This is a genomic window from Botryobacter ruber (genome assembly GCF_003347595.2).
Classification (GTDB): domain Bacteria; phylum Bacteroidota; class Bacteroidia; order Cytophagales; family Hymenobacteraceae; genus Pontibacter; species Pontibacter ruber_A.
On record NZ_QCZK02000053.1, the window covers coordinates 15,946 to 30,306 of the forward strand.

Consider the following 14,361-nt stretch of genomic DNA (forward strand, 5'->3'; position numbering starts at 1 on the left):
AAAAGCGAGAGGCTGACATTTCTGCCAGCCTCTCGCTTTTTTATTTTATCAGAACTACACCCTGCTTTTCTGCGGTGCCTGTCCGACAGGTGTGCCATTTGGCTGCACGGCCACCGGGTTACGCCACACCCTGTACAGGATAACCAGCCCGATCAGAATAAGCGGAATACTCAAAAGCTGCCCCATGTTCAGGAACATGGCTTCCTCCCACTTTTCCTGTGCTTCTTTCAGGAACTCGATCAGCAGGCGCGAGGTAAACAACACCGTCACGAACAAACCGAACAGCAGCCCGCGGGGAATACCGCCTCTGTACTTGCTCCACAACAGGTAGAGCACTACAAAAATCGCAAATGCTGCCAGCGACTCATACAGCTGTGTAGGGTGGCGGGGCACCAGCGGCGTAAACTCCGTATTACGGACAAATTCAAAGGCCCAGGGCAAATCGGAAGGCCTGCCAACAATTTCTGAATTCATCAGGTTGCCCAACCGGATAAGCGCACCGCCCAGCGCCACCACGATCACGATGCGGTCCAGCACCCACAAATAATCCAGCTTCAAACGGCGGCTGAACAGCCAGAGGGCAACCAGAATACCAATGGTAGCGCCATGGCTGGCGAGTCCGCCACGCCATATTTTCAGGATCTCAATTGGGTTGCTCAGGTAATAGTCCGGGTCGTAGAACAGCACGTGCCCCAGCCTGGCGCCCAGCACCGTACCCACAATCATGTAGAGCGTAATCACGTCCACATCGCCTTCGGTACGGCCTTCGGCTACGTAAATTTTGGTAAGAATGCGCTGGCCAATTACAAAGCCCAGGGCAAAAAGCAGCCCGTACCAGCGGATGGAAAGGGGACCAATGGAAAAAATTTCAGGATCTACATTCCAGGTAATATAATGGAGTAAGCTCATAAGGCAGTTAAATGTCGCTCCAAAGTTACAATAAAACATGGAGGGGAAAAAAATAAGAATGCAGGCAAATGCTGCCAGCCCGGTAGATAACGCTTGAACCAAACGCCACCATATAGCCACCCCAAACTTTTATACTGTAGCCGATTCACCCGCTGCTGCTGCCTGAACCAGGAAAGAGCAGTAGCACATTAAAAAATCAGCACCATATATTCTGCTGCAGCTGCCACCATTGCCACTGCTCCTGCCCGAAAACAAAAAAAGAGGAATAGTCCTGGACCAGGTAAGATCCAGGGCATTTCCTCTTTACATCAATAAAATAAAACCAGCTACTGTTTATGCTACACTCAGTCGGATCATGTTCGTGCGGCGTTTCGCGGTCATTGGCGTGCTGGCCAGGTTGATAAAAATATCGCCCGGAGCTACATGGCCGCTGTCGAGCAGCACCTGCTTGATATCAGCAATGGTAACATCCGTAGACTCGAACTTGTCGTAGTAGAAGCCCCTGATGCCCCACACCAGGTTGAGTGTGCTCAACAGCCTTTTGTTATCCGTAAAAATAAACACATCCGACTTCGGACGGTGCTTTACCAGTTGCAGCGCCGTGTAACCGGATTTGGTCATCCCGATAACGGCACGGGCGTTTGTATCGCGGGCCAGGCCGCATGCGTTGGCTACCAGGCTGTCGCTCAGGAAAGTAGGTGAAGCCGGGCTCAAAGGCGGCATTTTGTTGAAAATCGGCGCGCTCTGCTCCACGTTCAGAATGGTAGAGATCATACTGCGGATAGTTTCCACTGGGTAAGCACCCACAGCCGACTCAGCGCTCAGCATCAGGGTATCGGCACCGTCAATTACAGCGTTGGCTACGTCGTTTGTCTCAGCCCTGGTCGGACGCGGATTCACGATCATGCTTTCCATCATCTGGGTTGCCACAATCACGGGCTTGGCCGCTTTGTTACATTTTTCGGTCAGCATTTTCTGCAGCATCGGCACCTGCTCCATACCCACTTCCACACCCAGGTCGCCGCGGGCAACCATTATGGCGTCGGTAGCAGCAATAATTTCGTCGATGTTTTTAATGGCTTCCGGCTTCTCGATCTTGGCAATCACGCGGGTATCTTTGCCACGCTCCTTAATAATGCGCTTAATTTCATGGATATCCTCCACACGACGCACAAAAGAAAGCGCCACCCACTCCAGGTCCTGGTCCAGGCCAAAGTGCAGGTCGCGCAGGTCTTTTTCGGTTAACGACGGAGCCGACACCGACGAGTCCGGCAGGTTGATGCCTTTACGGGGTTTCACGATACCGCCGTAAACCACCTCTGTTTCCACTTCCATCACGCCATCGGTTTCGATTACCTTCAGTTCCAGTTTACCGTCGTCGAGCAGGATGGCGTCGCCTGGTTTCACGTCTGATGCCAGACCGGTGTAGATGGTCGACAGTTTATGCTGGGTGCTGATGGAGCCGTCGCAGGTAAGCTTGATGCGCTGTCCTTCCTTAATTTCCACGCTGCCGTTTTCTACATCGCCCAGGCGGATTTTAGGTCCCTGCAAATCCTGCACAAGACAGATATTGGTATTATGCTGGCGGTTAATTTCGCGTACGAAGTTTATAACTTTCAGGTGCTCTTCGTGGGCACCATGAGAGAAATTCAGACGGAAGGCATTTACGCCTGCGTTTACAAGTGCCAGCAGCCTTTCATAATTATTGCTTGCCGGGCCTACAGTGGCTAAAACTTTTGTTTTGTTGAAAAATTCCATACTCAGAAGATCAGATTATCCTTATTATATAATGTTAATGGGTCTATTTTTTTGACATGCTGTACTACCGGGTTCAGGTGCAGTTTGTCTACCAGTTCCTGCGAACAGAAGTCTTTCAGTGCGCCTGCTACCTGTACAATATAATCAAACTCTTTAATATCGGGGAGAAGAAATGTGCCTCTCGCGGGGTTGGAATCCAGTGCTTTATTCCGGAACAACCTTACCACACTGTGTTCGGTATGATACTGGTAATTGGAAATTAAAAAACGGACATGCCCCTGCAACTGGTAGCACAAATCTGTTTGTTTAACCAGCCGGAACTTGAGCAGCTTGTTAAGCAGCCAGGCAAGTTTGTACTCCTTGGTGGCAGTTGCCACTCCATAGAGTTCAAACCCATAGTCGTATTCAGTGTCGAGGCGTAGTTTTTTCATAGAAATGCAAAGAACACCAAAAATAAGATTCTTCCGAAGAAAACTACACAGAAATGTAAAACTTTTAGCGGGAGATATATATCATCTTTTTGAATACCCATTTTACTTGTAAATATCAAAAAGGAAAATAGGGCTTTAGAGCCACACAAAGCACATTTACAGAATATATAACCACCTAGCAGCGTAAAACGTTACCCTGTAACAGGCTCTTAAAATCTATGGAAAAGTTTTAGCACGAGCCTTCCGAAGTGCCCCGTACAAACTTTAAACAGGCGCATCAAGTAATTTTTTTTGATATTGTCTTCCGAAATATATTTCTTTGCACAGTGTTTTAAAAAACTATAAGAAAAATGTCAGAAATCGCAGAAAAAGTAAAGGCTATTATCATCGATAAGCTTGGTGTTGAAGAAGCAGAGGTAACTCCAGAGGCTAGCTTCACAAACGACCTTGGCGCTGATTCACTAGATACTGTTGAGCTTATCATGGAATTCGAAAAAGAATTCAACGTATCTATTCCGGATGATCAGGCTGAAAACATTGCCACAGTAGGTCAGGCTATCAGCTATCTTGAAGAGCACGCTAAATAATCTACCTGTTCCCTTTATTTTATTTTAGTTAAATTTCTACTATCTATCCTCTACTAACAGCTTATGGAGCTTAAGAGAGTTGTAGTCACTGGGCTGGGCGCACTCACGCCAATTGGAAGCACCGTTTCAGAATACTGGAATGGCCTGTCGAATGGCGTGAGTGGCGCTGCGCCTATTACACGTTTCGACGCAAGTAAATTCAAGACCCAGTTTGCCTGTGAAGTAAAAGGATACTCCCCTGACAACTACTTCGACCGCAAAGAGGCCCGCAAAATGGACCCTTTTTCCCAGTACGCCATGGTGGTAGCAGAAGAGGCCGTAAACGACTCTAATCTGCTCAATGGCACCTACGATCCTGCCCGCGTGGGTGTGATCTGGGGTTCCGGCATTGGTGGCCTGCGTACCTTCCAGGAAGAATGTGTTAATTTTGCAAACGGCGACGGCACTCCCCGTTTCAACCCGTTCTTCATCCCGAAGATGATTGCCGATATCAGCGCCGGTCACATCTCTATTAAGTATGGTTTCCGCGGACCCAATTTCGTAACGGTGTCTGCCTGTGCTTCTGCCACAAACGCCCTGATCGATTCGTTCAACTATATCCGCTTGGGTATGGCGGATGTAATTGTGAGCGGTGGTTCTGAGGCTGCTGTAACCGAAGCCGGTGTAGGTGGTTTTAATGCCCTGAAAGCCCTTTCGGAGCGTAACGATTCTCCCGAAACTGCTTCCCGCCCCTTCGACAAAGACCGCGACGGTTTTGTATTGGGAGAAGGCGCCGGAGCACTGATCCTGGAAGAATATGAGCACGCCAAAGCACGTGGCGCCAAAATTTACGCCGAAGTTATTGGTGGCGGCATGTCTGCCGATGCGTATCACATCACGGCTCCACACCCGGATGGTTTGGGTGCGCTCACGGTAATGCAGAATGTACTGCGCGATGCCAACATCAAACCCGAGGACGTTGATTACATCAACGTGCACGGCACTTCTACGCCGCTGGGCGATGTAAGCGAGGTTAAAGCTATTCAGCAGGTGTTCGGAGAGCATGCGTATAAGCTCAACATCAGCTCTACCAAGTCCATGACCGGGCACTTACTGGGAGCGGCTGGTGCAATCGAGGCTATTGCTTCTATCCTGGCTATCCAGAACCAGCTGGTACCTCCTACCATCAACCACTTTACTGACGACGAAAGCTTCGATCCTGGTCTGAACTTTACATTTAACAAAGCACAGGAGCGCGAAGTTAAGGTAGCTTTAAGCAATACCTTCGGATTTGGCGGCCACAATACTTCAGTTTTATTCCGACAATTGAAAGATTAGTGTTTGGACCTATCAAGCCGGTAAGGCGTATATACCAACGTATTTTTACAAAAGATAAAGACCTGGTACGTGCCATTGCCGGTATTATAGGCGTCACACCCGATAATATACGCCTGTACAAGCTTGCCCTTACCCATACCTCGTTTGCACGCCAGGCGGCTGCCGGCAAGCATGAAACAAACGAGCGCCTGGAGTTTTTGGGCGATGCTGTATTGGGCGCCATTGTGGCCGAACACTTATTCAAGAAGTTCCCGTACGAAGACGAAGGTTTCCTGACCGAAATCCGCTCCCGAATTGTTAACCGCGAATCGCTTAACCACATTGCCTTAAAAATCGGCCTTAACCTGCTGGTGAAGGTCGAAACTTCCAGCTACAACAACCGCCACAAATCGGTTCATGGCAATGCCCTGGAAGCATTGGTAGGCGCTATTTACCTGGACAAAGGCTACGACAGAACCAAGCTGTTTGTACTCAACAAGCTGATCAAGCCGTACATCGACCTGCACAGCCTCACCACCACCACTTCCAATTTCAAGAGCAAGCTGATTGAGTGGGCGCAAAGCCAGAACCTCGACATCCGCTTCGAAATTGTAAACCGCAAGCAGCAGGGCAACACCACCGAATTTACCTGCGAGGTGTACATCGACAACAAACCGATTGCCGTGGGCGTGGGCCTTTCCAAGAAAAAAGCAGACCAGTCTGCCGCCGAAAAATCGCTGGAGTTCCTGAATATATCCTAGCTTACCAGCTGCTTTTCTCCGCACCTACTTTTTCGCCTTTCCTTTAGCTAGCAAAAGCTTTCTGCAGCTGCCACCACAGCCGCTGCTCCTTTACTGGCACCGCCCCCTGCTACTTTGTAGTTTTCCCTGCTCCGGGGTACTAATTTATTCCAACAAAGCTTAACTTGCCTTCCTTTAGTTGCGTTAGACAACCTGATATGGAAGATATAAGACTAATACTGGCGGGGGCTGCCCTAAACCAGACCCCAATGGCATGGGAGGAAAACCTCCTGAACATCAAGAATGCCATCGACGAGGCGAAAACCCATAACACCGATATTCTGCTGCTACCGGAGCTGTGCATTACAGGCTATGGCTGCGAAGATCTGTTCCTGAGCCCCTGGTTTGCCGACAGCGCCTTCGAAAAGCTGCTCGAAATAAAGGAGTGGTGCGACGGCCTTACCGTTTGCGTTGGCATCCATATAATCTTTGAACGGGATGTGTACAACACGGCCTGCGTTATCCGCAACAAAGAAATAGTGGGCTTTACGGCCAAGCAGTTCCTGGCGCGGGATGGGGTGCATTACGAGCCGCGTTGGTTTACGCCCTGGCCGGCCAACGAGGTACGGGAGTTCGAGATGATGGGGCAGCGCTACCCGCTCGGCGATATTATTTATGAGGAGAAAGGCATCAAATTCGCTTTCGAAATTTGCGAGGATGCCTGGCGACCGAATCGCCCTGCGGAACGCCACATGCCCAAGGGTGTGCAGTTAATCCTGAACCCGAGCGCCAGCCACTTTGCCCTCAGCAAAACGGATCTGCGGTACCGGCTGGTGGTAGAGGCCTCAAAGAAGTACCAGTGCGCTTACCTCTATGCCAACCTGCTGGGTAACGAAGCCGGCCGCATGATCTACGACGGCGAAGTACTGATCGCACAGAACGGCAAACCGATACGTCGCAACGACCTGCTCTGCTTTAAAGATGTAGACCTGGAAGTGGCCGAGGTGTGCTTCGGGGAGAATCCTGAGATAACAGACATCATAGAGTACCTCCCGCCGATTGATGAGAACAAAGAGCTGATTGCCGCCCTGAGCCTGGCCCTGTTCGATTACATGCGCAAGAGCCGCAGCCGTGGTTTTGTGCTCTCGCTGAGTGGTGGCGCCGACTCTTCGTGCTGTGCCGTAGCCGTGGCCGAAATGGTGAAGCGGGGTGTTCAGAGCCTGGGTGTTCTGCTGTTTGTGGCTAAAACACGCATGTTCTCGATGCACGACATGGATTATTTTGACTCTATCCCGGTAGAGCAGGCGATAAAGGAGCTGACGGGTCTCTTGCTTACCTGCGCCTACCAGGGCACCGTTAACTCCTCCGACGAAACCTACAACTCCGCCAAAGAACTGGCCGACTCCATTGGCGCCGTTTTCCACAGCTGGACCATCGACGATGAAGTGAGTGGCTACATTTCCAAAATAGAAGATGCAATTGAGCGGCCCCTGACCTGGGAGCAGGACGATATTACACTGCAGAACATACAGGCCCGGGTACGTGCTCCTGCCATCTGGATGCTGGCCAACATCAACAACGCGCTGCTGCTGGCGACCTCCAACCGAAGCGAAGCAGCCGTAGGCTATGCTACGATGGATGGCGACACGGCCGGCAGCATCTCGCCTATTGCCGGCATCGACAAGGCCTTTATCCGGCAGTTCCTGATCTGGATGCAGGAGGCGCTGGGGTACGAGGGGCTACAGCATGTGAACCAGCTGCAGCCAACCGCAGAACTACGCCCGGCCTCCGAGTCGCAGACCGACGAAAAGGACCTGATGCCTTACGATATTCTGAACCTGATAGAGCGGCTGGCGTTTCATGATCGTTTATCGCCCAAGCAGGTCTTTGAGCACCTGATCACGAATGATGTAGCCGGCACAGAACAGGCCGAAGCCTATGTGAGAAAATTTTATGCGCTGTGGTCGCGCAACCAGTGGAAGCGTGAGCGCTATGCCCCCTCCTTCCACCTCGACGATTACAACCTGGACCCACGAAGCTGGCTACGCTTCCCGATCTTAAGCGGCGGCTTTGGCGAAGAGCTACGTACCATCAACGATTAAGCTTAACCCGATTTTCAGAAACCGGCACTTTGCATGAGCAGAGTTGCCGGTTTTCTTTTTGCGGTAACACAAAGGCTGCAACCGTACTGGACGTTACTGCATATAAATTTCAGCAGCAGTGAGTGTGGTGGGTGGTGCAGCACAAATATTTTCGATCAAATGGCAATGCAAAACCTTTAACAACACAAAAAGCCTTACACGTTCGTGCAAGGCTCTCAGAGAAGTTGTCTACAAAAACTAAGCAGCAGTAGCTAAGCTGTTAACGTATTTCGTTAACTTAGACTTGTTGTTGGCAGCTTTGTTTTTGTGGATGATGTTTTTCTTAGCCAAACGGTCAATCATAGAAGAAACTGTCTTCAACAGCTCTTGCGCCTCTGTCTGGTCAGTCGTATTTTTCAACCTCTTGATATAAGTACGGGTTGTTTTCGCCTGATATCTGTTACGAAGACGTTTCGCCTCGTTTGATCTGATTCTTTTTAATGCCGACTTATGGTTAGCCATATGAATTTATGATATGTTTTGTGCTTTAATCTAATCCGTAAATGAGTTTGCAAAGGTATAGGTTTGAAATTTAAATTCCAAAGCCCGGCCCGATAAATATCTGCTAAAAGCTTTTCGTTACCGGCTCCAAAAGTACAACGGAATTCCTGTATTTCCAGCATTCTTCCCTGTTTTCCGGGAGAAGGGACAAAAAAAACCTCCGATGCAGTTTACTTGCTGCACCGGAGGTTTCCTGCATTAGCTGTTAATTACTGATGGTCCTTGTGTACATCTACGTCAACATCCACATCTTCCACTCCACGAAGCCGCTCCTGAACCTTGTTTTCGGTTCTTTCCCAACGACCTTTCAGCTCATTCCACTCGCGTTTCGTTTCTTCGTCCCAGGTACTGCTTCTGGCTTCCAGTTCTGCCTCGCGCCTGTCGTACTCGGCGTTCAGCTCAGCCCACTCCTGCTCGGTAGCAGTTTCGGCCTTGGCTTCGTTCTCATTTACCCAAACTTCAAAATCATTATATTCCCTGTCTGTTTCAACAGCTGCGTCGGTTGCTTCGGTTTGCATTTCGTCTATCTCGGCGTTTGTTTCTTCTCGTGTTTCCTGGCTACAGGCAAACATAAATACACCGATCATTAATGCATATGTTACAGTTTTCAGTTTTGCTAATATTTCCATAAGTTTAAAACATTTTTGTAATAAAGCTTGTTACGTAATAAACAGAATAATGATATACACTTTTTGTGTTAATCGTTAAAAAAAGCTGTTTATCATCTAATTTTAATATTTAATCCAGCAGTTTTTACGCATCATGCCGCTTTTGTCGTCCAGTTTCAGATCGCCGTTTTACCTGTTTAACGGCCACATGCAAACCATCATACCTGCCCTGTTCAGGCAGGTGGAGGGGGTTACGTATGAGCGGGAGCGGCTTTTTACCCCAGACGATGACTTTATTGATGCAGACTGGTCGCGGGTAGGCTCAGATAAACTGCTGATCCTCTCGCACGGGCTGGAGGGCGATACGGAAAGGCCTTATATCAAGGGCATGGTGAAAGCCTTTAACCAGCGTGGCGTGGATGCGCTGGCCTGGAACTACCGCAGCTGCAGCGGCGAGCCCAACAAATTGCTCCGCTCCTACCACCTGGGCGCCACCGACGACCTGGATTTTGTGGTGAAGCACGCGCTGCAGGCAGGCAACTACAGCACCGTCTACCTCGTCGGCTTCAGCGCGGGCGGCAACATCAGCCTGAAGTACCTGGGCGAGGCGCCGGAACTGGTGCCGCAGCAGGTAAAGCGGGCCGCCGTTTTTTCGGTACCCATCGACCTGAAAAGCTCTGCTAAAAAAATTTCGAAAATTTATACCCGCCGCTTCCTGAAGTCGCTGGAGCAAAAGCTGGCGCAGAAAAAGAAGCTGTACCCGGAGGCGCTCGATCTAAGTGATTATAATTTGATGTGGTCGTTCCTGGAGTTCGACAACCGCTTTACGGCCCCGATCCATGGCTTTGCGAGTGCCGACGACTATTATGCCCGCTCCAGCTCCAAGCAGTTCCTGCCAAAGATTAAGGTACCAACGCTGCTGGTGAACGCCCTCAACGACCCATTCCTGGCGAAAGAGTGCTTCCCGGTAAGCGCCGCAGAACAGAATCCGCACTTTTATTTCGAAGCGCCCGCAGGCGGCGGACACGTGGGCTTTGCCGAAGATTTCAGAAACGATCTTTACTACTCAGAGGCCAGAGCATTGAAGTTTCTGCTGGAAGAGGAGTAGATTTGAAGAAAAGAAGTCTGCTGCACCTGCCACCACAGCCTCTGCTGCTGCTTATGGCATCGGCACATACACGACCTTCTTCGTCTCAAAGAATTCTTCGTTAAAATAATCTTTCAGATCAAACAACTGGGTAATCAAACCCGATTCGGCAATCTCTTCGGTTAAGTCGCCACCTTTGAGGTAGTAAAGCCCTTTGGTGGGCAAATCGGTTTTCTTGAAGCTGTTGGCTATCCAGGGGTAGAAATTGGCCAGGCGGGTAACGGCACGGCTCACGACAAAATCAAACTTTTCACGCACCTGCTCTGCACGCGTGTGAGCGGCTGTTACATTGTGCAGGTGCAGCTCCCGTGCAATCTCCTCCACCACATGGATCTTCTTCCCGATAGAATCGACCAGGTGAAACCGTACCTCCGGGAACATGACAGCCAATGGCAAGCCTGGTAAACCTCCGCCCGTACCTACATCCAGCACCGCCGTATGCGCCGGAAACTGCACCACTTTGGCAATACCCAGCGAGTGCAGGATGTGGTGCACGCCCAGTTGGTCGATATCTTTCCGCGAGATCACATTGATTTTCTCGTTCCACTCCCGGTACAGCTGCCCCATCTGCTCATACTTTTCCAGTTGATCATCGGTTAACTCCGGGAAGTAACCCGCAAGCAGTGTTCGTATAGCAGTTGTGTGTGGCATGTAGTTGTCTGAACCTTTGATTTACGGTGATTTTTATGATTTACCTGATTTTGATCGTACACGATTAATCGTCAGAATCAGGATTTACGGAATATTAGAATTATCAGGATTGGAGTTGTTTGTAGCCCGTACAGGCTCGTGGTTCGTGCAGGAGACGCGGTGCCCGTTTCTCTACAGCCATACCCCCTACCTTTCAACCTCTTAAACTCTCTAACTCCTAAACTTTCTAACTCCCAAACTCTCAAATCCAACAGCAAATTTAGCAATACTTCTGAAAGAACGAAGCCCCGGCTACAATGGCAGTGGCCGGGGCTTCTAATCAATAATCAACCTTATTTCAATATTTTCTAAATCAGATGTTTTTTGTTCTTCACCATGTCATAGAGCAGCTCGCGGGCGCGGTGCAGTTGTGCTTTCACGGTGCCGAGCGGTGCATTTAGCTCTGTGGCTATTTCTTCGTAGCTTAGTTCGTTGAAGTAACGCAGTGTTACGAGTTTCTGGTATTTTTCGGGCAGCTTGGCCACCACGTACTGCATAATCTCGATCTTCTGGTTCTTAATAGCTTCTTCCTGCGGATTCAGGTTTTTGTCCTTGAAGTCGATGGTGATCTCGTCGCCATTGTCAATTTTAATAGCCGAGTCGATGGACATGGTTTTGATCCGGTTCTTACGGATAAAGTCGATGCAGTTGTTGGTGGCGATCCGGAAAAGCCAGGTACTAAAGGCGTACTCCGGGTTAAACTTGTGCAGGTTGCGGAATGCTTTGGCAAAAGCCTCAATGGTCAGGTCTTCGGCATCGTCGGGATTGCGCACCATTTTCAGCACCACGTGGTACACAGGCTTTTTATAGATACTCATTAATTCGGCATACGCTTTCTCGTCGTGTTCTTCAACGGCAGCCTGAATTAACTTAAAGTCGTGTTTCGCTTTTGCGGAGAATTGTTTATTTACTTCCATCTGATTTTCTTAAACATTAATACAGAAACCCCAAGGAACAGGTAGTTAAAAAAATAGACCACATCCAGAACAGGCAACAGCAGCAATGGTATCTTCTCTTCGAGCCTGCGGGCAGCCAGTGCATACACCGGCAACACGATCAAATACCTGAGAGCAACTATGGCGGCCAATATAGCTAAATAGCTATAAAAAAAGGGAGTCACTAGTAATAGTACGTAAAAAAGAATATTACAAACAACAAATGTCCCGATTCTTATTCTTACGTCCCGCTTATATACCCTCCCGACAGACATGTGCCTTCTTTTCTGGACAAGCCACTCCCGAAACGTCTTTTTGGGAATACTAACTGTCTGCGCTTCCTTGTTAATAACAATACTTACTTTACTATTGTTTGCGGCATCGCGAATGAACAGGTCATCATCGCCACCGGTAATTTTAATATGGGATGCAAATCCTTTGTTTCTAAAGAAACACGCTTTGGTATAAGATAAGTTTCGGCCGACGCCCATATAGGCGTGTCCCTTATTTGCTTGAGACAAATACTGAATTGCGGTCAGGAAGGTTTCATATCTGATGAGATGATTTAAAAAACCTTTCAGTTGCACGTAGGGCGAGTATCCCAGCACCACATCGGCGCCTGTTGCATAGCCATTTTGCACTTTCGCTATCCAATGGCTGCTGCAGGGGCGGCAGTCGGCGTCGGTAAACAGCAGATGTTCGTACTTTGCGGCCCTGATGCCCAGTGCCAGTGCATATTTTTTAGCGTTCAGGTATTCCGGTGTTTTCTGAATGGTGACAATTTTAATGAAAGGATACTGCTTGGCCAGCTCGTACAGGTAAAATTCGGTGTCGTCGTCGGAACGGTCGTCTACCACCACCAGCTCGTATTCCGGGTATTCCTGGTCCAGCAGCAGGGGCAGGAGCTCCATCAGGTTCTCCAGTTCGTTATGCGCCGCCACGATAACAGAAACAGGTTTTCGCTCGGATGTTTCCGGGTCGCTGTATTTGGTTAACGGCAAAAAGTAGTATAAATTATAATAAAGTTGCACCAGCACACAAAAAGCCAGCGCCCCCAGGAGTATAGGTACGATCAAATTTTAGCAGTTAAATGGTTGAATGGCTTAATTGTTAAATTGTTTGCAAGCGCCTCCCTTTGGTTACCGTCGGCACGTTAAAATTTCTAATTTCTTCCAAGGAAGCGCCAAAATTAGCCATTCTTCAGCCAATTACAAGCCACTTCTACATGAACAATTCAGGAGAGGACACCAACCTACAACAACTAAAACCAGGAAAACCGGCACATTAACACATTCACCAATTAGCGCCTTAAAAAAATGGTTTGTGGCAGGGTAGTTTGTATCTTTGCGGGTTCAAAAACAAGCATCAGCAGGCAGCACACAAACTGGTAACGAAACCGACAGCTGCCTGTGGCGTTATTTTTGTAGCTATAACGCCGGCACTCTAACACTATGCAATTTACATTAGTCGCAAACGATACACAGTCCAAAGCCCGTGCGGGGGTGGTGCAAACCGAGCATGGCGCCATCGAAACGCCCATCTTTATGCCGGTAGGTACGGCAGGCACTGTTAAAGCAGTACACCAGCGCGAGCTGAAGGAAGATGTGAAGGCCGAAATAATCCTGGGCAACACGTACCACCTGTACCTGCGCCCGGGCCTGAACGTGCTGGAGCAGGCAGGCGGACTGCACAAGTTTAACGGCTGGGACCGCCCCATCCTCACCGACAGCGGCGGCTACCAGGTTTTTTCGCTGGCTGGCACGCGAAAGATAAAAGAAGACGGTGTGAAGTTTAAATCGCACATCGACGGCTCTACGCTGCACTTTACCCCGGAAAACGTAATGGACACGCAGCGTACCATCGGGGCCGACATTATCATGGCCTTCGACGAGTGCACCCCCTACCCCTGCGACTACACCTACGCCAAAAACTCAATGGAGCGCACACACCGCTGGCTGCAGCGCTGCGTCGACCGCTTCGACAGCACCGAACCGAAATACGGGTACAACCAGACGCTCTTCCCGATTGTGCAGGGCAGCACCTACAAAGACCTGCGGGCAAAATCGGCAGAGACCATTGCTTCTTTCGGACGGGAAGGAAACGCCATCGGCGGCTTGTCGGTGGGCGAACCGGCCGAGATGATGTACGAGATGACGGAGCTGGTGTGCGACATCCTGCCAAAGGACAAGCCGCGTTACCTGATGGGCGTAGGCACACCGGCCAACATCCTCGAAAACATTGCGCTGGGCGTGGATATGTTCGACTGCGTGCTCCCCACCCGCAATGCCCGCAACGGCATGCTTTTTACAACACAAGGAATCATTAATATCCGTAACCAGAAGTGGGCAAACGACCACACGCCGATAGATGCGGAACTGGGTGGCTATGCAAGCACTTTTTACAGCAAAGCCTACCTGCGCCACCTGGTGCACAGCACCGAAATGCTGGGCGCGCAGATATCGAGCGTGCATAACCTGACGTTCTACCTGTGGCTGGTAAAGCAGGCTCGCCAGCAGATCCTGAACGGAACTTTCCGGGACTGGAAAGATTTAATGGTAAAGAAACTGATGACAAGACTTTAAATTAGTTAAGAGTTAAAAGTTATGAGTTAAGAGTTG

14 protein-coding genes are annotated in these 14,361 nt (G+C 49.6%); 6 read left to right on the forward strand and 8 right to left on the reverse strand.

Annotated features, from left to right (window positions below; all coding sequences use genetic code 11):
- Window positions 1–54 precede the first annotated feature (54 nt).
- From lgt to DCW36_RS17375, 3 genes are all read right to left on the reverse strand, one after another.
- A complete protein-coding gene (lgt, locus tag DCW36_RS17365; protein WP_114781366.1) occupies window positions 55–909 on the reverse strand; it encodes a prolipoprotein diacylglyceryl transferase in 855 nt (284 codons plus the stop codon).
- A 333-nt stretch (window positions 910–1,242) separates the two neighbouring features.
- A complete protein-coding gene (gene pyk / locus DCW36_RS17370) occupies window positions 1,243–2,667 on the reverse strand; it encodes a pyruvate kinase (protein ID WP_114781367.1) in 1,425 nt (474 codons plus the stop codon).
- 2 nt (window positions 2,668–2,669) lie between these two features.
- The gene (locus tag DCW36_RS17375) at window positions 2,670–3,098 is read right to left on the reverse strand and encodes an IPExxxVDY family protein (RefSeq protein ID WP_114781368.1); all 429 of its coding nucleotides are present in this window, start codon (window positions 3,096–3,098) and stop codon (window positions 2,670–2,672) included.
- A gap of 350 nt (window positions 3,099–3,448) precedes the next feature.
- Here DCW36_RS17375 and DCW36_RS17380 point away from each other — a divergent pair, with 350 nt between their 5' ends.
- From DCW36_RS17380 to nadE, 4 genes are all read left to right on the forward strand, one after another.
- Window positions 3,449–3,685: an acyl carrier protein gene (locus tag DCW36_RS17380; RefSeq protein WP_114781369.1), complete on the forward strand. Its 237-nt coding sequence runs from the start codon at window positions 3,449–3,451 to the stop codon at window positions 3,683–3,685.
- A gap of 63 nt (window positions 3,686–3,748) precedes the next feature.
- Window positions 3,749–5,002, forward strand: a complete 1,254-nt coding sequence (gene fabF, locus DCW36_RS17385) for a beta-ketoacyl-ACP synthase II (protein WP_114781370.1) — start codon at window positions 3,749–3,751, stop codon at window positions 5,000–5,002.
- Window positions 5,002–5,742 carry a ribonuclease III gene (gene rnc / locus DCW36_RS17390; RefSeq protein WP_114781371.1) on the forward strand — a complete coding sequence of 247 codons (741 nt, stop codon included), beginning with the start codon at window positions 5,002–5,004 and terminating at the stop codon, window positions 5,740–5,742. Before fabF ends, rnc begins: the two co-directional genes overlap by 1 nt.
- A gap of 197 nt (window positions 5,743–5,939) precedes the next feature.
- A complete protein-coding gene (gene nadE, locus DCW36_RS17395; RefSeq protein ID WP_114781372.1) occupies window positions 5,940–7,823 on the forward strand; it encodes an NAD(+) synthase in 1,884 nt (627 codons plus the stop codon).
- A 237-nt stretch (window positions 7,824–8,060) separates the two neighbouring features.
- On the opposite strand, the gene rpsT is transcribed toward nadE, so the two are convergent.
- Window positions 8,061–8,324 carry a 30S ribosomal protein S20 gene (rpsT, locus tag DCW36_RS17400; RefSeq protein ID WP_114781373.1) on the reverse strand — a complete coding sequence of 88 codons (264 nt, stop codon included), beginning with the start codon at window positions 8,322–8,324 and terminating at the stop codon, window positions 8,061–8,063.
- 248 nt (window positions 8,325–8,572) lie between these two features.
- Entirely contained in the window at window positions 8,573–8,992 is a 420-nt protein-coding gene (locus DCW36_RS17405; protein ID WP_114781374.1) for a hypothetical protein, read from the reverse strand.
- 187 nt (window positions 8,993–9,179) lie between these two features.
- Here DCW36_RS17405 and DCW36_RS17410 point away from each other — a divergent pair, with 187 nt between their 5' ends.
- Window positions 9,180–10,079, forward strand: a complete 900-nt coding sequence (locus DCW36_RS17410; protein WP_394344818.1) for a YheT family hydrolase — start codon at window positions 9,180–9,182, stop codon at window positions 10,077–10,079.
- A 51-nt stretch (window positions 10,080–10,130) separates the two neighbouring features.
- Here the strand turns inward: DCW36_RS17410 and rsmG are convergent, their stop codons facing one another.
- From rsmG to DCW36_RS17425, 3 genes are all read right to left on the reverse strand, one after another.
- Window positions 10,131–10,769: a 16S rRNA (guanine(527)-N(7))-methyltransferase RsmG gene (rsmG, locus tag DCW36_RS17415; RefSeq protein WP_114781376.1), complete on the reverse strand. Its 639-nt coding sequence runs from the start codon at window positions 10,767–10,769 to the stop codon at window positions 10,131–10,133.
- 347 nt (window positions 10,770–11,116) lie between these two features.
- Entirely contained in the window at window positions 11,117–11,725 is a 609-nt protein-coding gene (locus DCW36_RS17420; RefSeq protein ID WP_114781377.1) for an RNA polymerase sigma factor, read from the reverse strand.
- Entirely contained in the window at window positions 11,716–12,819 is a 1,104-nt protein-coding gene (locus DCW36_RS17425) for a glycosyltransferase family 2 protein (protein WP_114781378.1), read from the reverse strand. Before DCW36_RS17425 ends, DCW36_RS17420 begins: the two co-directional genes overlap by 10 nt.
- Before the next feature lie 375 nt (window positions 12,820–13,194).
- On the opposite strand from DCW36_RS17425, the gene tgt reads away from it, so the two are divergent.
- On the forward strand, window positions 13,195–14,325 hold the full coding sequence (tgt, locus tag DCW36_RS17430) for a tRNA guanosine(34) transglycosylase Tgt (protein WP_114781379.1): 1,131 nt from the start codon (window positions 13,195–13,197) through the stop codon (window positions 14,323–14,325).
- Window positions 14,326–14,361: the final 36 nt, after the last annotated feature.